The sequence below is a fragment of the Lutibacter sp. A64 genome, assembly GCF_022429565.1.
In the GTDB taxonomy this organism is placed as follows: Bacteria; Bacteroidota; Bacteroidia; order Flavobacteriales; family Flavobacteriaceae; genus Lutibacter.
Map to the genome: position 1 here is coordinate 2471695 of NZ_CP092487.1, position 23206 is coordinate 2494900.

The window sequence follows — 23206 nt, forward strand, 5'->3', positions numbered from 1 at the left end:
TTTAAAACATTTAATTTATATTAAAAAACGTTCCGAATTAAGAAATTTAATGCAACAAAAAAAGTATCTTAATTTTTTAAAATTGGTTAAAATTTTAAACCTTTCAATTATTATTTTTAGTTTCAGAAGAAATTAGACATTTACCATTGTCCCATTTTTTTAAATCTTTTGAAGAAATAATAACATTATTACAGGTTAAATAGTTTCCTAAACTATCTTTTTTAATTATTTTTAAATCGCCTCGTTTAATTGCATTTACAATTTTAAAAACAAGTCCATTTTTACTATAATTAGTATCTTTAACCGAAAATGTTAACCCCATTTTATTATTAAATAAATCCATTTTTTTTGACGCTAAATCTGGATGAATTCCATCTTCTAAATCACTTTTTTTAAATGAATTGAAATTAGATTTCTCATACGATTTACCTAAAGAACGAGCTGCTTTTTCTCCAATCTCTATCTTTAAAACAGCCATCCAATACGCATGTCTAAAAGCATCTACTTGTCCACCAACCTTATCTTTATCCAACAAATTAGTGTTTGCTATAGAATCCGTTATTTTAATTACTTCATTAGATATTTTAAAGGCTTTTTTTGCTTTAAAAGGATGTAACAATGCCCATTTTTTAAGCGAACTAGGCTGATCTTTAAATAAACTCCAGTTAGATTGAGCTTGTAATTTAAAAGAAAATAGAAGCACTACAATTAACAATTTAACTTTAAAATAATTCATTTGAAGTGATAATTTTTATTTAACTATAATTACCTCTACTTTACTTTTACTCCGCTGAACAGTTGCACTTGACTAAAACATTTATTTTACCTCAAAAGCTTTCTTAACAGTCCCTATTTTCACAAAATACGTGCCTTTTGGTAAATAATAAATGCCGTTTTTAGCTTTTTTATGTGACTGATCTTTCATAGATAAATTATAGATATTCTTTTGTCCTTTTACTGACAAATTATAATTAAAATAATTAAATCCTTTATCTGCATTAACTATAAAAGAATTTATTTTTGAATCGTCTTCAGTTAAAATTTCAACAATATATTCATCTGCTTTTGAACTATAGAAAGGAATTATTATAGTTGGTTCAAAGGCTTTAGACCATTTACTTCTAGCATTTCCCCATCTTGAAGAATATCGTATTGAAGGAATTTCAAAAATTGCAACCAACGAATTTTTAATAGTATTATATTCTTGTAAAGCAGCAATATTTGCCTTATAGATAGAACGTCCGTGCGTACCAATAAGCAAATCTTTAGCTTCATTTTGAATTACCAAATCGTGAATTGCAACTTTAGGCAATCCGTTAGAAAATAATTGCCAATTTACACCTTTATCAAAACTTACATAAGCTTCATTATCGGTACCTAAATAAACTATATTTTCATCCTCAGGATCTTCTTTTATAACATTTACAGCATAATTTGGCAGTTTACTTCCAATATTTTTCCAAGTAATACCTTTATTTTCACTAACAAAAACATAAGGTTTAAAATCGTCGTTTCTATATCCATTTAAAGTAATATAAACCCTATCTTTTTCGTGTTGTGAAGCTACAACTCTTGACACCCATAAACCTTGCGGTAGATTATCTGAAATTCGAGTCCAAGTTGCCCCACCATTTTCTGTAACATTTATATAACCATCATCACTTCCAACATAAATAAAACCAAATTGAAAAGGACTTTCTGAAATTGTTGTAAGCGTACCATAAGGCACATTTCCTTTTTTTCCACCAGTGGTTAAATCTCCAGAAATTACATCAAATTTTTCGCCTTTATCCATAGAGCGCAATAATTTATTAGCTCCCATATATAAAATATCTTGATTATGTGGCGATAATACTATTGGAGTTTGCCAATTATAACGATAAGGCGTATCTCCCAATTGATGCTTTGGATGAATACTTAAACGTTCTTTTGTTTTTAAATTTAAGCGAAAATAATACCCAAATTGAGAGCCGGTATATACCAAATTATTATCTCTATTATCTATTTGAACTTGCATTCCATCGCCACCGCCAATACTTTTATATGGATACTCTCCACTGCTTTCCCAACGCTTAGAAGTTCTATAATTACTAGATCCGTACCACACACCATTATCTTGTAAACCACCAAAAACATTATATGGTTTTTGATTGTCTACATTTATATAATAAAATTGCCCAACTGCAGGTGAATTATTTTTAATCCAGTTTTCACCATCATCATAGGTAATATTTACACCACCGTCATTCCCATCAATTATATGCCCATTTAAATTAGGATTTACCCACAAAGCTTGATGATCGGCGTGTACATTTTCCTTACCTATTGAAGTCCAGTTTCTACCACCATCTTCCGATTTAAACAATGGAACACCTCCAATATAAATTTTATTCTGATTGCTAGTATTTACCGCTATTACACCAAAATAATAACCGTAAGAACTATACATTCCGTCTAAATAATCTTTATGTGTTTTTTTCCAGGTTTTACCACCATCTACAGATTTATACACCTCGGCACCAATTACTTCAGAAGTTAATAAAACACTATTTGCATCTTCTAAATAACTTGCTAAATCACTTGGTTGTACAGTTTCTTTCTCAATTGCTTCTTTTACACTTATAGCAGTGTATTTTTTTTCGAAATTATTTGTTTTTAAAAATGAATTCAAATCCTTATTATCTAACTTTAAAAAAGTTTCTTTAGTCATTTTTTTAAAATCATCTTTCTGCAAACCTTTTTCTTTCTTTTTCTTTTTTTCAGGCCTCATAAACTGATTGTCTAAAAGTGCGTAAATAACATTGTTATTAAAAGCAGCTAACCCAATTCTACCAACACCATTACCTGTTGGAAAACCGCTCTTTTCATCGCTTACATTTACCCAAGTTTCACCAGCATCTGTACTTTTATATATTGCAGAACCTTCTCCATCGCCATCAAAATTCCAAGCTTTTCTAATACGCTCCCAAGAAGCTGCATATAAAACAGCAGGATCTGTAGGAGATACGCTAACATCTATTACGCCTGTATTTACATTAATAAACAAGGGGTTTTTCCAAGTTTTCCCACCATCGGAAGTTTTAAAAATACCACGCTCTTTGTTTGGCGTATATAAACTTCCAACGGCAGCTACTACAACTTCATTTGGGTTGTTTTTGTTTATAATAATACGACCAATATGTTGCGAATCGGTTAAACCAACATTTTTCCACGTTTTACCACCATCGGTAGTTTTTAAAACTCCAATTCCTGCATAAGAAGAACGTGAAGAGTTACTCTCTCCAGTACCTGCCCAAATTGTATTATTTTTCCAATCTACGGCAATTGCTCCCATATTTTGGGTTGGAGCATTTTCTGTAATTGCAGTAAATGATGTTCCATTATTATTTGTATACCAAATACCTCCAGAAGCGTACACAACATAAAACTCTATTGGGTTTTCAGGGTTTACTGCCAAATCTACTACACGACCACTCATTATTGTTGGTCCTATATTACTAAATGGCACATTTTTTACTAATGAATTTTGAGCATTTATTTCTATAAGAAGAAATAAAAAACTAAAAAAGAAGATTATTTTTTTCATTCTTGAAGTTTAATAGTTTAGCATAAAAATGCTTTTCTTCAAATTTAGCAATATAATTTAAACTTTAAGGAATGAAAAAATAGATTTATAATTCACATGCTAAGTAAATTAAAATTAGCTAATTCAGAATTAATTTATTTAATACTAAAAATTAGATTGGTGTAATGCTAAAAAAGGTGTTTTAGAATAATAATCTAAGGTTGCCATTTTTGGTCTAAACAAAATTTGTTCTAACAAATTAAGGTTTTTTGCAGCTAACACTATTAAATCTATATGCATTTTATTAATAAATTGCTCTATAGATTTTTCAAAATTTTTATTTATTTCTGAATGAAAACTATGTTGTTTTTCTGTAAAATAATCTTGTAAGGTTTCTTTATTCCAACGTTGTTCTTCAGTTAAAATTTCGCTGTTTTTATTTAAGTATAAAAACCGAACTGCAGCATTAGCATAACACGATTTACTTGTTAAATAATGTAACAATTTTGCTTCGTAATAGTTGGTATAATCTGTAGGAAATACAATTTCATTTATTTTAGTATAAACAGCAGTTTCTGGAACCACCAAAACAGAACATTTTACTTTTGTTATAATTTCTTCGGAAATAGAATTTCTAGTTATTTGCCCTTTTGAAGGAATATCATTAGCGCCAATTACAATTAAATCAATTTTTTTTGTTTTAATTTGATTTCTAGTAGCTTCAACAATATTTTTTTCGTCTAAAATTGGGATAAAAGTATGGTTTCCTTTTATTTTTAAAGTATCTATTTTATTAACTAATGCTTCTATCTGTTTTTTTGCATCTTTTTTAGCTGATGCTTGAACTAAATTTGTTTCTTGATGATGATTAATATCCCATTCATTCTCATATCTATTACCTGCATTTAACAAATGAAAATTGTATTGCTCATTCTGAAATAAACTCAGTGCATAAGTGATAGAATTCCAAGATTTCTTAGAAAAATCAGTTAAAATTAATATGTTTTTCATACCATTAATTATTGCTACAAACTTAAAAAAAGCCGTAGTAATAATAAATGACATTAATCAGTGAAATTTTGAATGTGGTTTACGTTTTTTTATTTAAAACATTGAATAATTATTAATATATAGCCTCTAATTGCTCTAAATCAACAATTCTAATATTTCTTCCTTCAATTTCTATAACTCCCTCTTTTTTTAAGTCTGTTAATGTTCTAATTAAACTTTCGGTAGCTATACCTGCAACACTTGCAAGATCTCTTCTAGAAATATTAATATTATCAGATGGTTTATGCCTCATTTTATTAGCAAATTTTAGAATTGTTTTTGCTGTTTTTCTTCGCATAGAACCATAAGCCATTTGTAATAATTGATCTTTTACTTCTGTTAAGTTTTCATTAATTAATTGAAACACTTCTAATGATAGGCTATAGTTTCTTTTTAGAATGTTTTGAACTGTGGTTTTAGGCACACTCATTATTTCTAATTTTTCCATAGCAATTGCAGATTCATAATTATGAGAGTCTTCAAAGATTGCTGAAAATCCAAAAAATTCATCTTCTTTATTAATTGTTATAATTAACTCTTTTCCAAATTCATCTATTTTAACACCTTTAACTTTGCCTTTATAAATGAGATAAATATTATTAGTTTTTTCTGATTCTTTATAAATTAATTCTCCTTTTTTAAATATTTTAGCAGTACCAAAATCACAAAAATAGTTTTTAAGGTCATCTATGGTTAAAATATTTTCAAATGTATCTTCTTCAGGAGTTTCAGTTTCTTCAACTGTTAAAGATTCTTTTAAAAGCGCAGCTTTTGCTAACCTACTTTCAATAGCGCTTAATAATAATTCTTCTTCAACTGGCTTTGTTAAATAGTCATCTGCACCCAAATCCATTCCTTTTCTTATGTCTTTAACTTCAGTTTTGGCAGACATAAAAATAAATGGTATTTTTTTTGTTGCTTCATCTTCAGACAGCAATTTAAAAACATCATACCCATCTAGTTCAGGCATCATAATATCACAAATAATAAGATCTGGAAGCATTATTCTAGCTTGTTCAATACCTCGTTTTCCATTAGAAGCTGTTACAACTTTATAATCTTCTAATTCTAAAATTTCAGCCGTAGTTTCTCTTAAAACTGTATCGTCTTCAATTAATAATAATGTTTTCATTTCTTTTACATATTGTTTTAAACGTGCATACTTTATCTTAATTCAACACAAATCTTATATTCTAGTTATACATAAAACTAGTTTATTTTATTTAGAAAAAAACGTTCTAATACGCTTTGCTTTATTTTTTATTAATTAATGGCAACTCAATAATAAAAGTTGTACCCTCATTTTCTATACTTTCAAATTTTATAGAGCCCCCTAAACTTTCTAAATGACTTTTAACTATATTTAATCCTATTCCTGTACCTTGGTTTGTTAGTGCATTTTCTGCTCTAAAATATCTGTTAAAAATATGTTTTTGATCACTTAGTGGAATTCCAATTCCTTCATCTTTAATTTTAAAAATAATAATTGGTTCTTTTATCTTAATTTTAAAATCTATTTTAGTGTTTTCTGGTGAATATTTAATAGCATTATTTAAAACATTAGACAGCATTAATTCTAAAATTTTTTCATCTTGATAAACATCTATATTATCAATATCTTTTGGATAGGTAATATGCTGTCCACTTTTAAGCATTAAATTAGCATTATAAATAACTTCATTTACTACTTTACTAAGTTTAAAGTTACTGAATTTATAATTTACTCTTCCAGATTCTAACCGTTCTACCGATAAAAAATCATTTAAAATACCATCTAAATAATGCACTTTATTTTTAATGGTTAGCAAATGCTTCTCTCTTTTATCTTGCATTTCGGTTTTCTTATATTTTCCGACTAAAACAGCTGCATTTAACACACCGCTTAGAGGTGTTTTAAATTCGTGAGAAACCAACGATAAAAATTTGGTTTTTAATTCATTTAATTCTTTTTCTTTTTTTAATGCTTTCCTTAGCTTAGACTCTGCTTTTACACGCTTTTCAATTTCGCTTTTTAAATTTGCAACCGTTTTATTTAACTCTGTAGTTCTTTCTGAAATTTTACCTTCTAATAAAGTATTTAATTCTCGAATTTTATTTTCAGAATTTTTACGATATGTTATATCTATAACAATTGCCATTACATATTTTTCTCCTTCAATTTCAAAAGGGTTTAACCCTACCTCAACCGGAAAATTATGTCCGTTTTTATGAGCACCATTTAAATCTTGGTTACTCCCCATTTGTCTGGCAGAAGATTTCTTGTAAAAAGAATTAAAATGAGCTCCATGACCTGCATGGTAATTTCTAGGAATTAAAATATTTAAATGCTGATTTTGCAACTGACCTTTTTCATATCCAAACATTTTTTCTGCCGCAGCATTATTTGCAACAATTGTTTGGCTTTCATCTACAACAATTACACTTTCAGAAACTGCTTCAAAGAGCACATTAAATACAAATTCATTTTCATGAAATAAATTAGGCAATGGTATATTTTTTTAGTTTTTAGTAGTTTCGAAAATACTAAAAAATTATGAACTACAATAGCAATTTATACCCAAAAAGAAAATAAGCGCTTCAATACTAATAATTACAATAAAAAATTTAAAACCCTTAGAATAAACTTTTAGTTAATATGTTTTTGTCATTGTTGAAGGCACAACAATTATAAAGTCGGCCTTTAATTTATTTTCTGTATCGAATTTTTTAATATTTTCTTGTTCAATTACACTTACGGTACTAATTTGTAAATTGGGATTTCCTTTTTTTAAATACCAATAAATTCCCTCGTAATTATCGGAATGATACGAGCCATTGTAATGAACAAACAACTTCTTATCTTGTAGATTTTCCAATATAAAATAACCCATTGTTGCATCTTTAACAGCTTGTGCTTTTGGCAAGTTATCGCTACCGTGACCACCCATCATTTCTTTCATTTTAACATAACCAGGTAAGGTTTTATCGTATGCAATTGGCAATGGCGCTATCCACGTTTTCTCGTCATCGGTTAATTCTTCCAACGCTTCAAAACCACCTCTAAACACCAAACTAGCGTATCTTCTAGGAATATTAGTGGCTATAAATTTTAATTTATTGTCTTTTGCAAAATCTACCAAAGGCTTATAATCTGTTTTGTAATTATTCCATAATCTAGCAACCGTATCTAATGCTTTTGCATCAATAGCTCCTGACAAATAATTATTTAATTCATTTTGATTATCTGCTTCAAACATTTCAGCCCCTAAAATTAATTTATTTTCTACACTTAAATCTTTAGTTGCCTCATACTGCAACCAATGTATAATAGGATTGTTATGATATTCTCCAAATAAAACCACATCGGCTTTACTCATTTTTTTTATCATCTTTTTATAGGAAACCTTTTTACCTTTGGCATTGTATAATTTATATGCTGGTTTGTTTTGTGCAAATACTACTCCAGAAAAAATAATTACCAGAAAAAATACAAGTTGTTTACGCATAAATATTATTGATTTTTTAACAGTTGGTTTTGAACAAATTTATAACTTTGTTACTAATTATTACAATTATTTCTTAATAATGAAATCTTAAACTTATTATTAGTTTGTTTATTAAGATATAAATAACATTTTAAAACATTCATTAAAAATGAAATACCTTCCAATTAATAACCAACTTTTTAAAAAAAACAGAGCAAAATTCACTGCTCAAATGAAACCAAAATCTCTTGCGGTTTTTAATTCTAACGACACTTTTACTACAGGTGCAGACAGTACACTTCCTTTTAAACAAAGTAGCGATTTATTATACTTAAGTGGAGCAGATCAAGAAGAAAGTATTTTAGTGCTTTTTCCTGATGCTATAAACCCAGAACATAGAGAAATTTTATTTTTAACCGAAACCAGCAAATTAATTGAAATTTGGTATGGTGCTAAATACTCTAAAGAAGAAGCTACAGAGGTTTCTGGAATTAAAACTATTTATTGGCTATCTGAATTTGATAAAGTTTTTTATGATTTAATGACTGAGGCCGAAACCGTATATTTTAACACCAACGAACACTACAGACAATCGGTTGAAATAGAAACTAGAGAAGATAGATTTATAAAAAAATGCAAAGCAGATTTCCCTGCTCATAAATGGGAAAAAAGCGCTCAAATAATGCTTAATATTAGAGGTGTTAAAGAGCCAGAAGAAATTGAACTATTACAGACTGCTTGTAATATTACAAACAAAGGTTTTAGAAGAATATTACCTTTTGTAAAACCTGGTGTTATGGAGTACGAAATTGAAGCCGAATATATGCACGAGTTTTTAAGAAACAGATCTAAAGGTTTTGCATACACTCCAATTATCGGGTCTGGTTATAGCGCTTGCGTTTTACATTATATAGAAAATAATAAAGAATGTAAAGATGGCGATATGCTTTTAATGGATGTTGGTGCAGAATACGCTAATTACTCTAGTGATATGACACGTACTATCCCTGTAAACGGTCGTTTTACAGAAAGACAAAAAGCTATTTATAACGCCGTTTTACGTGTTAAAGATGAAGCAACAAAAATGCTAGTTCCTGGAGCAGATTGGGCTGAATACCATAAAGAAGTTGGTAAAATAATGACCAATGAATTATTAGGTTTAAAACTTTTAGATAAAGCCGATGTACAGAATGAAGATCCAAAATGGCCTGCTTATAAAAAATATTTTATGCATGGAACTTCGCATCATTTAGGCTTAGATACGCACGATTATGGAGCATTAAAAACACCTATGAAAGCAAATATGGTGTTTACTGTTGAACCTGGAATTTATATTCCTGAAGAAAATATGGGAATTAGAATTGAAGACGATGTTGTTATTCAAGAGAGCGGAGAGCCATTTAACTTAATGAGAGATATACCTATTACCGTTGAAGAAATTGAAGATTTAATGAATAGTAAGTAATTCTTAAAAAAACAGTACCGTATAAACTACATACGTTTCAAAAAACTCAGGATTAAATTCAATCCTGAGTTTTTTTTATATTATTCTACAACAATTATTTCTTTTAAAGAAACTGGTTTCCCTTTATTTGTAAAACCTTCTAAAGAAATTTCAAACGTTCCTTTCACATCCGAAGTAAAAAAGCTTACATCTTTAGTTTGAGCATTTAATTCAACGTTTGGCAACCATAACAATTGAGTTCTATAGTCTGGAATTCGCTTTAATTTATCTGTACCATCATATTGTTGTTTAAAGTATTTTTTATGTTCTAACGGTTTTAACAACACTACATTTATAGCCGTATCATCAGATGTTAATTTAGAAAAATCACCATTTATAGAACTAAAAGAAATAATACCTTCAAATATTTGAGTACCATACAAGTACTTCTCCCTTACAACATCAATTTGTTGTATTTTATTTGCATTATAGTTTATAATTTCATTATGATCTTTAATAATTATTCCATCAAAAAGCACCAATGGTAACAATCCAGAATCGTAGGTCCTATTAGCCCAAATAACATCTAAAAACACCTTTCCCTTACGGTGCTTTAAAGTTACAACATCAACAACTTCAACAATGGTTTCTTTAACCGTTGGAAAACGTGTAAAATCATCTAAATTAAAGGTAATTTCTTTAGAATTATAAAATGTACCGTCTAAAGCTACTTTCTCTACCTCTGTAGGTTTAACAGCTCCGTAAGCATTTTCTATTTGATTGTTAATACTTTGTTTTAAAATAAAATCACTAATAGATGTATCTATTTTATAATCACTAAATTTTAAGTTTGAATATGTTAAAGAAACTTCTGGATTTAAATTAATTTTATACTTTTCAGCATCACTAAGCAACTGAATTGTAGCTGTAGGCTGTTTATAATTCTCTAACAAATTAAAATAAAATTGCCCTAAATTATTTGTAGTTGACATTTTAAAAAGATCATCTTCTTTTCCTGAAATAGACAAACTAACTTTTACATTAGTTGCTGGTAAATTTGTAGCTTTTTCAACAACAGTTCCTGAAATTAATTCTCCTCTTAATTCTGGTAAAAATATTTCGTTTTTAGTTGTGTTAGCTATATCCGTTTTTTCCATTTCAAAATTTGAAAATTCAACAGAACTAGTACTTTTAAGAGTTTTAAATGGCTGTATTTTTCTAACAGAAATAGAATAATTTCCGGAAGATTCTTCTTCTTCTTTTAAACTATTAAGTTGTAAACTTACTTTTTGTCTATTTTTAAATTTATTTTGATCTAATAACAACTCAACAAAATTACTTTTAATAATTTTTGAAACATCATTATTTGATGTAGTTACAAATTCAAACGCTTTTGAATTTAAAGTATCTAGTTCTTTTGACAGAATTCCATTTTGATTTTCATTAAACGGATTTACTATAGAAATATCTTCTTGAAATATAACTTTCTCCCCTGCATTACACATCCATTGCGTATAGGCTACAATTTTATAATTTCCAGATAAAATAGACGTTGGAATAAAAAAATCTCCTTGCCCTAAACCCGATTCTAATTTTATTTTTTGCTTAAATACTTCGTTTAAATCACTATCCACTAAAGCTACATAAGCTATTTTACTTAAATTACTCAATACATTAGTATCTCTATTTAAACAATACAGTTTGTAGTAAAAAGTTTCACCTGTAAGTAAAAAAGAACTATTATAATGTATAAATATTTTTTCTTGATGTATGGTTTTAAAAAGGGGTTTATCGTTACTTTGTAATACAACTTGCGCATTCACAGTATAGCATTGACTATAAAACACTATTAATAATAAAAAGAACTGTTTTTTCATGGTCTTTTAATTTCAATTTAATTATTCAATCCAGAAATCTGGTTTAACATTAGTTCCTAAAACTGTACAATCGCTACAAGGAACTGGAACCATTTGATAAGGTCCTCCTGGAATTGGATCCACAGGACTAAATTTACCTCCATTTACTTGAAAAAACTTTAAAGTACCTGCTTTTATCGCATCAATTAATGGTGAACTATTTCCACTTCCATCTACTAAAAGCGGAGCAACTAATTCGCAGTTAGAGATATAAGGAGGTGAAGTTTCTATTATTTCTCTTGGGTTCACAAATATTCTTTTGGTTGCTACTGAAGCTACTTCAAAAAAACCTATTACTTTTTCTTCACTATTTTCATCAGAAGAAATATTTCCACTAAAAAAACCTGGTTGATTTTGTGAAAACAAACTTTCTGAGCCAGATAAGTTATTTAAAATATTATAAAAAGTATAGGCTTCTATTGATTGTACATATTGTTTTAACAAAATACTATACCTATTGGTAATTATAAAATCATCTTTTGAAATAAACCTCACAGGAAATTTAGACACTCTATCCTCAACAAAACTATTGGTTTCTGTTTGAATGATACCTTCTGAAAATATAGTATTATAACATGTTTTTTCTTCTTTAGTTCTTGGAACAAAATCAACCTTAAAAGGAGGTACATCAGATATAACTACTGCATCATAAGCAGACCAATACGGTGTAATAATTTTATACGTTTCTTCAAATTCATAGCGATAATACCTAGCATCTCCATTTGCATTATAACTACTTACCTGAATTGATATACCTTCATTTCCGTTACTATCAATTTCTTTAACTGCTATAACCTCATTAATTTCTGCTTCATTTGTAATCTGTGTTGGTTGAGAAGAATAAGACCTTCCGTTTGAAGTTGTAATTTTTAATTGATACTGCCTACCAGTTTCTGCTTTAAATTCAACTTCAGACAAATAAACTCCTGGGGTTTCTTCTTCAAAATGATAAGTATTACCAGCATCATCTATAACTTCAACCTTCGCATTACTCTCAGTTGTAGGCGTATTATCCTCTATTTTAAACGTTCTACTTAATTTTATTTGATGAAATTTATTTTCATTGGTAATTGAACCCTCAACTACCAATGCATCATCAAATGAAATTGTTTTTAAATCAATTTGTTCTACACAAGCGTTTGTTAATAACAACACCACAACAGAGTATAAAATAAAAGATAAAAATTTTATATTTTTCATAATTAATTGCATTCTAAAATTTAAAATTATAGGTTATAGTTGGCACTGGTATTGAAAAAATTGAACTCTGATATGCTTTAATTTCACCTTTATCTGTAACAAAATAAACCGAATAAGGATTATTTCTACCTAACACATTATACACTGAAATATTCCAGAAACTATGCGCAAACTTCTTAATTTTATGATTTCCTTCAATATTAAACCCTATATCAAACCTATAATAATCTGGAATTCTAAATTTATTTCTATCGCTATACAAAACACGTTCTTCTCCATTATAAATATATTTTCCTACTGGATAGGTAACTGGTCTTCCTGTTTGATAGGTGAAATTTGCTGAAAAACTATAGCGTTTTGTTAATTTATAATTTGCAACTAAACTTACATCGTGAGGCTTATCATAATTAGATGGAAAATAATCTCCATTATTCACTCTTTCTTCAGAGAATTCACTATCTAATTTCACCATAGAACGAGAATAACTATAACCAAGCCAGCCATTTAAATTTCCTTTTGTTTTTTTAACTAAGAACTCAACACCATAGGCCTTACCTTCTCCTTGTAAAACTTCTGTTTCAATATATTCATTTAGCAATAGATCTGCTCCAACTTTATAATCTAAGGTGTTTTTAGTTTTTTTATAATACCCTTCTAAACTTAATTCGTAAAAAGAGTCTTGGAAATTTTTATAAAGCCCTAGTGTAACCTGGTTTGCTTGTTGTGGTTTAACATTTAAATCAGACAACTTCCAAGTATCTGTTGGAGAAACTGTTGTATTGTTAGATAATGTATGTATATATTGATATGTACTATTAAAACTTCCTTTAACCGATAAACTTGGTGTTAAAAAATAACGCGCAGACAATCGTATTTCAGGACCACCATAAGTTTTAACAACTTCATTTTTATCGAAATTTAAAGTATCAATCACAGAACCTTCATTTTTCGGTAAATCTTTTTGGTATTCTCTTTGGGAAGATTTACCCAACGAAGTATAAAACGAATAGCGCAATCCAAAATTAAATAACAGTTTATTATCTACCTTATAAGTATCAGCAATAAAAATAGCAGATTCTAATGCTTTTTCTTCTGCAATAGTTGAAGTTTCAATTATAGATTCAGTTCCTATTGGATTAATAGAACCTGGATTTACTACATACAATTTACTAGAAATACCATAATCAAACTTATGAGTTTCACTATGCAAATACTTCATTTTAAGTTTTAGTTCGGTTTCATTTATTTTATAGCCTAATTTAAAATCTGTATCAATGGCTCCATCATAATTAATATTGAATTTATATTCACTATTTGCCAAAATTAAGCTTCCATTATTTTTATTATTAAAATTTCTATTCCATCTTAAAGACATCAGTCTATTGTTATAACTATATAGAGAATCTGAAGTTATGCTAAACTCATCATTACTATAATACCCTGAAGCTTCTAAAGTATTATTGTTATCTAATTTATGTTTGTATTTAGCAACCAAATCAAAAAATGAAGCTTCACTATCTTTTATTGACGCATCATCTAACGATTTTAATATCCAGTCTGAATAGGTTCCTCTTCCTCCAATTAATAAAGAAGATTCGTTTTTAACAATAGGGATTTCAAAAGTTAAGTTACTAGTTACAGGCCCAATTGAAGCCTCTCCTGCAAATTTTTCTGTAGAGCCATCTTTGGTATTTATATCGAAAACAGAGGATAATCTACCACCATACTCAGACGGCAAACTACCTTTGTAAATATTTACATCGCCCGAAGTAAATGGGTTTAATGCAGAAAAAATTCCGAAAAAATGTGATGGATTGTATAGAACGGCATTGTCTAACAAAATTAAATTCTGATCCTCTTTACCTCCTCTAACATTATAACCTGATGAACCTTCACCTGCTTTTTTTATACCTGGTAATGTTGTAGCAACTTTTAAAATATCACGTTCTCCTAAAACTAAAGGTATATTTTTAATTTCTTGAACCTTAATTTGAGTTACACCAGATATTACTTCCTTTATATTTCTATCTCTACTAGCCTCCACCACAACTTCTTTTAAAGTTTCTGAAGTTTCTTTTAGATTAAAATTTAAGGTTCCATCGCTATAAATAAGCACTTTTTTATTTGCCTCTTCAATACCAAGCGATTTTGTTTCAACATAATTTATACCTGGAGGTAATTTAACACTGTAAAACCCATCAATATCAGTTACAGCATTAATATTTTTACCAACTACAATTAATGCTAAGTTTGGAATTGGATCGTTTGTTAAACTATTTTTAACATATCCAGAAAGCGTGTAGAATTTTTTTGAATTGGTTTTTGTTTCCTTACCTATTCTTACTGTTTCGTAATTTTTGGTTTTAGCCACAAAATTATCTTCATAAAATACTGGTTCAACTTCTTTATAATCTGTTATTACTTCTTTCTTTTTATAAAAAGTGCTCGGCAAATAATCGTAAATTAAATTATTTTGAGTTAAAACAACTTTATTGTCTTTACCTATATAAAAGTTGATATACGTATCTTTAAATATAGCTGTTAAAATACTATTTAAAGAAGCATTAATGTAATTACCAGAGATTGGTTTATTATCTATCCAATCTTCAATAAAATAAAATTGATAACCTGTCTTTTCCTCTAATTGATTTATAACTTCAATCTTACTTGAATTTTGAAAACTCAAAGTAATTTTTAGTGATTCTTTAGTTTGAGCATTTAAAAAATAAAAACAGAAAAAAGCTACTAATACTATAATTTTTCTCATAATTTACAGCTTAATTATTTGATATTAATTCACTTAAATACCCTGAAAGTTTAGATAAAAACAACTCATAATTCATTTTTCTTAAATTTGTATTATTCTTGTAAAATAAATTAATATCTTTTTTAAGATTTGGTAATACTTTTGAAATATTACTTTTTGATTTTATTTGATAATATTCATTATTATAATAAAGTAAATATGATTCTTTTTCTGTAAAAACATAATATGCAAAATCTTTATCTAAATGCTTTTTTATTGTTTTTATATACTTTTTATAAAACTTTATATTGCTATCTTCAAATAAAACCTCATAAAACCCTGAAACACCTTCAGCAGAAAGCTTTACAAAGCTATGACCGCTTATGGAAAAACTCGATACCTTTTGTTGAATTAATTGAATAGTATTATTAGACTTAACGCTTGGTAATTGTGCAATAAGCTCGTCATTATGAATGTCATATTTCAAGTACACATCAAAATAAGGCTGATTGCTATATAAAACAGTACCTTTTATAAAATCTGAACTTAAAAAATATTCGTGATTCTTATTTATTGTATTATAACTTCTTTTATATTGAATTCCATTATATAAATCTGTATTACCTACTCCAACAACAGCGTCAAACCATTTATAATAATTTTCTTGGCTACTATTTGTTTGCCCGTAGAACGAAATAGAATTTAATATAAAGACAAAAAACACAATAATTTGTTTGCCTATTCTTATCATATATCTAATTAAATTTGAGTTTTCGAAGTTAAATAAAATTATTATTAATCTCAGGTATCTTTAAAAAATAAAAAACCCGAATTTTAAAAAATTCGGGTTTTTTATTTACCTATAAATTAACATTTTAAGACACTGCAAAATCAAAAACATATTTATTTAAATGTTTAAGTGCAGAAATTTTATCGCTAGTATTTACTAAAAGAGAAATATTATAATTACTTCCACCATAAGAAATCATTCTTATAGGAAGATCTTGTAATACTTGAAACAATCTATGTGTTTCATGATGTTTTACAATTTCATTTCCAACCAAACATATAATACTTTGATTGTTATCTACTTCAACCAAAGAGAATTTTTTTAATTCTTCAACAATTGAATTTAAATTTGCATCATTATCAATAGTTAACGAAACTGCAATTTCTGATGTTGTAATCATATCGATTGGCGTTTCGTATTTTTCAAATATTTCGAATACTTTTTTTAAGAAACCGTGTGCTAAAAGCATACGTGCCGACTTAATTTTAATAGCTGTAATATTATCTTTAGCAGCGATAGCTTTAACTCCTTCCCCTTCAATATCTTCAGATATTAAAGTTCCGTAAGAAGCAGGGTCCATTGTATTTTTTAAACGAACTGGTATATTAGCTTCTCGCGCAGGCATAACAGTTTGTGGATGCAATATTTTTGCTCCAAAATACGCTAATTCAGCAGCTTCATCAAAAGATAAATTAGATATTGCATGTGTATTATCTACAATTCTAGGGTCGTTATTGTGCATTCCATCAATATCAGTCCAAATTTGAACCTCATCTGCATCCATAACCGCACCAATAATTGTTGCTGTATAATCACTTCCTCCTCGTTGTAGATTAGCTATATTTCCATAAGCATCTAAACAAATAAAACCTTGTGTTATGTAAATATCTGCAGGTAAATTTTCATGTAAAATTCGTTGTAAATTTTGTTTGATATAAAAATCATCTGGCTCGTTAGATTTATCTACACGCATAAAGTCTAATGCTGGTAATAATTGTGCATTTACCCCTTCTTGATTTAAAAACTTAGTAAACATAAAAGTGGACATTAGTTCTCCTTGCGATACTATTTTATTGTATAAAAATACAGTATGCTTTTCTGCAGCTAAAGCTCTTAAATGTTCAAAAACACTATCAACATAATTACTTACTTCTTGCTTTGTTTCAGAGCACTCAAACAATTCATCTATAACATCTTCATATTTTGCTGATAAATTTTCAACATATTGTATTGCAACATCTAAAGCTCCTAACTTTATTTGTTCAGAAATTTCTACCAAAGCATTTGTAGTTCCCGACATAGCAGATAAAACAACAATTTTTCTATCACCGTCGTTAATAATCTCTTTAACTCTTTTTATATTTTCAATAGAACCTACTGAAGTACCTCCAAATTTTAAAACTTTCATTTTTTGTATTTTAGTTCTGCAAATGTAAAATCATTTTCAACTTATTGTGTATATTTAAAAACAATACACTAATTTTGCACAAACTGTTAACTATTTAACAATATGAGAACAATCGCAACCTGTGTAGAAGAAATTTTAGTTTCGCAACCATTTTTAGAGGATGCTTTAACTAGAAATATTTTAAATTTTAGCGCTTTAGCTGAAGAGTTAAGAGATCCTATTTCTAAAATGTTACGTAAACCTGTAAAATCTGGTGCTATTATGATGGCACTACGTAGATACAGTCCACCAAAAGAAATGGCAAATAAAATTAAGTTAAATAAAGTACTTCAAAATTTAGGTGATATTACAGTACGCTCAGACCTGTCTGATTACACTTTTAAAAACTCAAATTCGCTTGTAAATAGCCATTTAAAAGCTTTAGAAATAATAAAAAACGACCCCCATATTTTTTATACGTTTACACGTGGAGTTCACGAAAGTAATGTGTTAATTACCACAACTCTAAAAGATAAAATTGAAAGCTTTTACAAAGATGAAATTTGCACTTCAGTAAAAGGAAGTTTATCTGCAATTACCATTGGTTTACCTAAAGAAAATACTAAAATTGCAGGTTTATATTATCAGTTTTTTAAACGTTTAGCTTGGGAAGGAATTGCATTATACGAAGTAGTTTCTACCACTAACGAATTTACTATTTTAGTAGAAGATGATGTAGTTGACAAAGCTTTTTCTGCTGTAAAAGGCCTAAAAAATTAAATTATAAATACTTTTTATAATGACTTTTTCTTATAAAAATATAGCTGTAAATTTTACTTCAAAAGGAACAGGTAAAACCATAGTTTTAATTCATGGTTTTTTAGAAGATAGTACTATGTGGAATTCAGTTTCTAAAGAACTTTCTAAAAAATACCGTGTAATTTGTATTGATTTATTAGGACACGGTAAAACAGAGAACCTTGGCTACATACATACAATGCAAGATCAGGCAACAATGGTTATTGCCGTTTTAAAACACCTTCGTTTAAGAAAATACATCTTAGTTGGGCATAGCATGGGCGGATATATAGCTTTAGAAATTTGCAAATTAGCACCAACTAATGTAAAAGGTTTGTGCTTAATGAATTCTACCGCATTACCTGATTCTGAAGAAAAGAAAATTAACAGAGATCGAGCAATTGTTGCTGTAAAACAAAATCATAAAACATTTATTAGAATAGCAATACCAATGCTTTTTTCTGAAGAAAATAGAACTATTTTTAATTCAGAAATTGAAGAAATAACTAACAATGCATTAAACATATCTCCTCAAGGAATTACCGCAGCTTTAGAAGGTATGAAAATTAGAGAAGATTATACTTCTATATACAAAAGTGCTAATTTCCCTATACTAATGGTTGTTGGAAAACAAGACCCAGCCTTAGATTATAATTCTTTAATTGCACAAACTAAAAATACCAACGTAAAAGTTGTAGAATTTTCAGATGGACATATGAGTCATATAGAAAATAAAGAGGCTTTTATTACTACTTTGGCTAGTTTTGCAAAAAAATGTAGCTAGCTTAGAAACTGATGTATTCCGGTAAATAAAATAGCTGCTATTATATGGTATACAACAAACTAATTTCATCCCTAAAAAACAATTAAAAACTCTGCCTTAATTCTATTAGATATTAGAACCTCTCTTAAATTAAATATATCGGAATTCACAACTTTATTGGTAGAGTAATAACAACATCCATATACTTAAAAAATGAATTTTAATAAATTTTATTAAGTAATTCAATAGCTTATTATATTTTAAATTTAATACTAAATTAATAAGAATATATAGTATATTGATTTTTTATTATAAAAAAATAGATTGCATTTTAACTATAAATCTAAACATGGTTAAAATTTAACCATTTTAACAAGAGTTTTGAAAAACAAGACAAACATTCCAGCACTACTACTAAATACTATTTCTTTTTAACTCACTAAAAACAACCCCATTAATAAACTTACCAATAACAAACAAGCACTACTTTAATCATTTTACAAAAATGATTCTATTGCATTAATAGTAATTTTTTCTAAATCACAACACTCAAATAAATGATTTTTATCGAAGAAAACTAGTAATTCGTCGAAAAACATAATTTTTTAACAATTATTTATGTTAAATTTAAGGATAAATTAAGATGCTTTTTTAAAGATAAAAGTGTGTGTTTTTAATAATTTAAGCTATTTAAACACACCTAACTTCTTTTAATTAAAACAAAAAATTCACTTAGGTAGTAAAATATTTAAGAATGCTAAGAACACCCTAAACAAATAAATAATTAACTAACACAAATCCTATGGAAATTAAATCAACTAGTTCCCTTTTTTATTTTAAAAAAAGGTTATTAATTCTCATCACGAGAATCTTTATTTTTTTATGTGTCACAACAATGTTTGGTTTTACTTCAAACATTGACAATGTAAACATAAAAGGTAGTTTTAATCAAGAAAAGCAGATTACTGGTACTGTTAAAGACAGTAACGGACAACCTCTTCCAGGTGTAAACATTCTGGAAAAAGGTACAAACAACGGTGTTTTAACCGATTTTAATGGTAATTACACCTTAAAATTATTAAATGAAAATGCAACTTTAGCTTTTTCATTTATGGGCTTTAAAACAAAAGAAGTTATTGTTAATAACCAAACAACTATAAATATAACTTTAGAAGAAGACGTTGCCAGCCTTGATGAAGTAGTTATAGTTGGTTATGGTACAAGAAAAAAATCAAACGTAACATCTGCAGTTGCACAAGTGAGTGCTGAAACATTTGAAGATAGAGCTATTGCAAATGTATCTACTGGTTTACAAGGAGCTGTTACGGGGCTTCAAATTACAAGTACAACAAGCGGTGGAGAGCCAGGTGCAACACAAAACATCAACATTAGAGGGTTAATGACCTCTACAGGCTCAAGCATTAGTAATGCTGGCCCATTAGTTCTTGTAGATGGAGCTGTAATGGATATAAATGATATTAACCCAGAAGATATAGAAACAGTTTCTGTTTTAAAAGATGCTGCTGCGGCCTCTATTTATGGTTCTAGAGCTGCTGGAGGTGCTATTTTAATTACTACCAAAAGTGGTAAAAGCATGGATGGTGGTATGAAAGTTACTTACTCTAACAACTTCTCATTTTCTACATATACAAAATGGCCAAATCAAACAGACGCCTTAACTTATACAACGGTAATGAATGAAGCTGGCTTCAACAACACTGGTCGTAACAATGTTTTTTTTAGCGAAGACGCTATTAGTAGAATAGAACAAAATATAGCAAATCCTGGTAGCGCACCTACATTGGTTACTAAAAATAATGGTTTAGACTGGGATGTAAGTAGTGGAGGTCTTTATGCAAGTGGAAATACTAATTGGAGAGATTTTCTTTTTGATGATTTAGCATTAAAAACCAAACACAATTTAAGTTTTAGAGGAGGAAATGAAAAATTAAATTATTACATTTCAACAGGTGCTTACTCTGAAGATGGACTATTTAAAGTAGCTGAAAACAATTTTAACAGATACAATTTAGATGCAAAAATAGCAGCAAAACCAACAAAATGGTTAAAATTTGAACTTTTAACTAAATTACAAAGAAGTGATGCTGAGTTCCCTTGGGATCCTTCTTATGGTAGAGGTAGAGTATTTGATCAATTATCTAAATTAAAACCAACCATGCCTACCGTTGATCCTACCTACGGTGAGCCACTTACTGCTGCCTATTACCCTAGTTGGAATTACTCAAGTGAAGTAAATACAAAAAACCAATTAGTATTACTACCTAGAGTTAGCATAGAACCTCTTAAAGATTGGTTTATTAATTTAGAATACAACTACAAAACAAACAACAATAAAACAGTATATTCTACTTCTGAGTATGAGACCATACGTCCAAATGGAGATCCACAAGTTATAATTTCAAAAGATCAAACTCGTGTAACTCCTACATTGTATACCAATGACTATTGGTCTCCAAACTTATACACTAGCTATCATAAAACTATTGGCGAACATAATTTTGATGCTACAGTAGGTTACCAAAGTGAACGCTATAATGTTTATAACTTAAGTGCAAACGCTTATGGTTTATTATCCGATGGTGTTACTTCAATATCAACAGCCGTAGGAGATCAAACCGTTACCGACGGTATCTCTCACTGGTCTACAGAAAGTGTATTTGGTAGATTTGGTTACAATTACAAAGAAAAGTACATGGGTAGGATAACTTACCGTAGAGATGGATCATCAAGGTTCGAGCCAGGTAATAGATGGGCTGGTTTCCCTTCATTTGAGTTAGGATATAACATAGCTAAAGAAGATTTTTGGTCAATTGAAGAAATAAGCATGTTAAAGCTTCGTGCTAGTAGCGGTTCTCTTGGAAATCAAAATGTGGGTAATTACCTATATGTACCAAGAATCCCAATTTCAAATGGTTTTTACCTATTTAATGGAGAAAGAGAATACACTGCAAACGTACCAGATTTAACTAGTATCAACCTTACTTGGGAAACTGTAAAAACTAAAGATATTGGTATTGATATTATAGCATTAAACAATAAGCTAAATTTCTCTTTTGACTGGTATCGTTCTGACATAGAGGATATGTCTACTTCAGGCGCTTCTTTACCAGCGGTTCTTGGAACAAGTTCTCCTTTAATAAATGGAGGTATTACGCGTACTCAAGGATGGGAAGCTGAAGCAAGCTGGCACCAATCATTCGGCGATTTTAGATTTAACGTTAGAACCACACTATCTGACTATAAACAAACTATAGTAGAATTTCCTAATGAAACAAAATTATTATCTGACTTATATGAAGGCAGAGATCTTGGAGAAATATGGGGATTGACTTGGGAAGGTTGGTTTACTAGTGACCAAGAAGCTTTAGACCGAGAATCTGTTGTAAACCAAAGATGGGTGCACAACAGCCAATTTGGTGAAGGAGACACAAAATATGCTGATTTAAATGATGATGGTGTAATTAACAATGGAGCTAACACGCTAGATGACCATGGTGATATTTCCATAATAGGAAACTCAACACCTAGATATCAGTATGGAATTACAATTGGTGCTAATTACAAAAGCATAGACTTTAATATGTTTATACAAGGTGTTGGAAAAAGAGAGTATTCTCCATTGGCAGGAAATTTAAAGAAACAATTTTTAGGACCAAATCAAGGTCCATTCCATTCAAATGTATACACAGAACATTTAGATTATTACAGACCTGCTGATACTGACAGTCCATTAGGCGCTAATACTGACTCGTTTTTCCCAAGACCATATGCTGTAAATGGTGGTAAAAACAATAGAAACTTTAGAACTCACGTAGACCGTTATATCCAAAACGCGGCTTATGCTAGACTAAAAACAATCCAACTTGGATTTACAATTCCTAAAAAAATAACAGATAAATATAAAATTGATAGATTTAGAATATTCGTTACAGGTGAAAATTTACTAACAATTTCCGACCTAAAATTTTATGATCCTGAAGCATTACAAGGATCATTTAGTGGAGGGGTATCCTATCCTTTATCTAAAACTATTTCTACAGGAGTTAATATTTCATTTTAAAA

Annotated in this window: 15 protein-coding genes; 4 read left to right on the forward strand and 11 right to left on the reverse strand. The window is 28.9% G+C overall.

Annotation, left to right across the window (positions count from 1 at the left end; genetic code table 11):
• Window positions 1–103: 103 nt before the first annotated feature.
• The 6 genes from MKD41_RS09995 to MKD41_RS10020 all read right to left on the reverse strand — a co-directional run bounded on the left by MKD41_RS09995 (window position 104) and on the right by MKD41_RS10020 (window position 8100).
• The gene (locus tag MKD41_RS09995) at window positions 104–736 is read right to left on the reverse strand and encodes a DUF6973 domain-containing protein (RefSeq protein WP_240242151.1); all 633 of its coding nucleotides are present in this window, start codon (window positions 734–736) and stop codon (window positions 104–106) included.
• 81 nt (window positions 737–817) lie between these two features.
• Window positions 818–3586, reverse strand: coding sequence for a WD40/YVTN/BNR-like repeat-containing protein (locus MKD41_RS10000; RefSeq protein WP_240242152.1), 2769 nt, complete (start codon window positions 3584–3586; stop codon window positions 818–820).
• A 144-nt stretch (window positions 3587–3730) separates the two neighbouring features.
• Entirely contained in the window at window positions 3731–4630 is a 900-nt protein-coding gene (locus tag MKD41_RS10005; protein WP_240242153.1) for a universal stress protein, read from the reverse strand.
• Between the two features lie 58 nt (window positions 4631–4688).
• Window positions 4689–5747 (reverse strand): response regulator, encoded by a 1059-nt coding sequence (locus MKD41_RS10010; protein WP_240242154.1) that lies wholly within the window; start codon window positions 5745–5747, stop codon window positions 4689–4691.
• A 121-nt stretch (window positions 5748–5868) separates the two neighbouring features.
• Window positions 5869–7101 carry a PAS domain-containing sensor histidine kinase gene (locus MKD41_RS10015; protein ID WP_240242155.1) on the reverse strand — a complete coding sequence of 411 codons (1233 nt, stop codon included), beginning with the start codon at window positions 7099–7101 and terminating at the stop codon, window positions 5869–5871.
• Window positions 7102–7245: 144 nt separating this feature from the next.
• Window positions 7246–8100, reverse strand: coding sequence for a ChaN family lipoprotein (locus tag MKD41_RS10020; RefSeq protein WP_240242156.1), 855 nt, complete (start codon window positions 8098–8100; stop codon window positions 7246–7248).
• Window positions 8101–8248: 148 nt separating this feature from the next.
• Here MKD41_RS10020 and MKD41_RS10025 point away from each other — a divergent pair, with 148 nt between their 5' ends.
• A complete protein-coding gene (locus tag MKD41_RS10025; protein WP_240242157.1) occupies window positions 8249–9544 on the forward strand; it encodes an aminopeptidase P family protein in 1296 nt (431 codons plus the stop codon).
• An 80-nt stretch (window positions 9545–9624) separates the two neighbouring features.
• On the opposite strand, the gene MKD41_RS10030 is transcribed toward MKD41_RS10025, so the two are convergent.
• The 5 genes from MKD41_RS10030 to MKD41_RS10050 all read right to left on the reverse strand — a co-directional run bounded on the left by MKD41_RS10030 (window position 9625) and on the right by MKD41_RS10050 (window position 17583).
• Complete coding sequence (locus tag MKD41_RS10030) at window positions 9625–11400, reverse strand: hypothetical protein (RefSeq protein WP_240242158.1); 1776 nt, start codon at window positions 11398–11400, stop codon at window positions 9625–9627.
• 21 nt (window positions 11401–11421) lie between these two features.
• Window positions 11422–12639 carry a DUF4249 domain-containing protein gene (locus MKD41_RS10035; protein ID WP_240242159.1) on the reverse strand — a complete coding sequence of 406 codons (1218 nt, stop codon included), beginning with the start codon at window positions 12637–12639 and terminating at the stop codon, window positions 11422–11424.
• Window positions 12640–12652: 13 nt separating this feature from the next.
• The gene (locus MKD41_RS10040) at window positions 12653–15406 is read right to left on the reverse strand and encodes a TonB-dependent receptor (RefSeq protein WP_240242160.1); all 2754 of its coding nucleotides are present in this window, start codon (window positions 15404–15406) and stop codon (window positions 12653–12655) included.
• A 10-nt stretch (window positions 15407–15416) separates the two neighbouring features.
• Entirely contained in the window at window positions 15417–16136 is a 720-nt protein-coding gene (locus MKD41_RS10045) for a hypothetical protein (protein WP_240242161.1), read from the reverse strand.
• Between the two features lie 124 nt (window positions 16137–16260).
• Window positions 16261–17583, reverse strand: a complete 1323-nt coding sequence (locus MKD41_RS10050) for an aspartate kinase (RefSeq protein WP_240242162.1) — start codon at window positions 17581–17583, stop codon at window positions 16261–16263.
• Window positions 17584–17685: 102 nt separating this feature from the next.
• Here MKD41_RS10050 and MKD41_RS10055 point away from each other — a divergent pair, with 102 nt between their 5' ends.
• The 3 genes from MKD41_RS10055 (at window position 17686) to MKD41_RS10065 (ending at window position 23204) form a co-directional block, all read left to right on the forward strand.
• Window positions 17686–18342, forward strand: a complete 657-nt coding sequence (locus MKD41_RS10055) for a hypothetical protein (RefSeq protein ID WP_240242163.1) — start codon at window positions 17686–17688, stop codon at window positions 18340–18342.
• A 19-nt stretch (window positions 18343–18361) separates the two neighbouring features.
• Window positions 18362–19144 carry an alpha/beta fold hydrolase gene (locus MKD41_RS10060; protein WP_240242164.1) on the forward strand — a complete coding sequence of 261 codons (783 nt, stop codon included), beginning with the start codon at window positions 18362–18364 and terminating at the stop codon, window positions 19142–19144.
• A gap of 874 nt (window positions 19145–20018) precedes the next feature.
• Window positions 20019–23204, forward strand: a complete 3186-nt coding sequence (locus MKD41_RS10065; protein WP_240242165.1) for a SusC/RagA family TonB-linked outer membrane protein — start codon at window positions 20019–20021, stop codon at window positions 23202–23204.
• The last annotated feature ends 2 nt before the right edge of the window (window positions 23205–23206 follow it).

Excerpts from the sequence above, each read along its gene's own strand:
- MKD41_RS09995 (WP_240242151.1), bottom strand. The coding sequence starts at position 736 with ATGAATTATTTTAAAGTTAAATTGTTAATTGTAGTGCTTCTATTTTCT.
- MKD41_RS10000 (WP_240242152.1), bottom strand. The coding sequence starts at position 3,586 with ATGAAAAAAATAATCTTCTTTTTTAGTTTTTTATTTCTTCTTATAGAA.
- MKD41_RS10005 (WP_240242153.1), bottom strand. The coding sequence starts at position 4,630 with ATGTCATTTATTATTACTACGGCTTTTTTTAAGTTTGTAGCAATAATT.
- MKD41_RS10010 (WP_240242154.1), bottom strand. The coding sequence starts at position 5,747 with ATGAAAACATTATTATTAATTGAAGACGATACAGTTTTAAGAGAAACT.
- MKD41_RS10020 (WP_240242156.1), bottom strand. The coding sequence starts at position 8,100 with ATGCGTAAACAACTTGTATTTTTTCTGGTAATTATTTTTTCTGGAGTA.
- MKD41_RS10025 (WP_240242157.1), top strand. The coding sequence starts at position 8,249 with ATGAAATACCTTCCAATTAATAACCAACTTTTTAAAAAAAACAGAGCA.
- MKD41_RS10030 (WP_240242158.1), bottom strand. The coding sequence starts at position 11,400 with ATGAAAAAACAGTTCTTTTTATTATTAATAGTGTTTTATAGTCAATGC.
- MKD41_RS10035 (WP_240242159.1), bottom strand. The coding sequence starts at position 12,639 with ATGAAAAATATAAAATTTTTATCTTTTATTTTATACTCTGTTGTGGTG.
- MKD41_RS10040 (WP_240242160.1), bottom strand. The coding sequence starts at position 15,406 with ATGAGAAAAATTATAGTATTAGTAGCTTTTTTCTGTTTTTATTTTTTA.
- MKD41_RS10045 (WP_240242161.1), bottom strand. The coding sequence starts at position 16,136 with ATGATAAGAATAGGCAAACAAATTATTGTGTTTTTTGTCTTTATATTA.
- MKD41_RS10050 (WP_240242162.1), bottom strand. The coding sequence starts at position 17,583 with ATGAAAGTTTTAAAATTTGGAGGTACTTCAGTAGGTTCTATTGAAAAT.
- MKD41_RS10055 (WP_240242163.1), top strand. The coding sequence starts at position 17,686 with ATGAGAACAATCGCAACCTGTGTAGAAGAAATTTTAGTTTCGCAACCA.
- MKD41_RS10060 (WP_240242164.1), top strand. The coding sequence starts at position 18,362 with ATGACTTTTTCTTATAAAAATATAGCTGTAAATTTTACTTCAAAAGGA.
- MKD41_RS10065 (WP_240242165.1), top strand. The coding sequence starts at position 20,019 with ATGTTTGGTTTTACTTCAAACATTGACAATGTAAACATAAAAGGTAGT.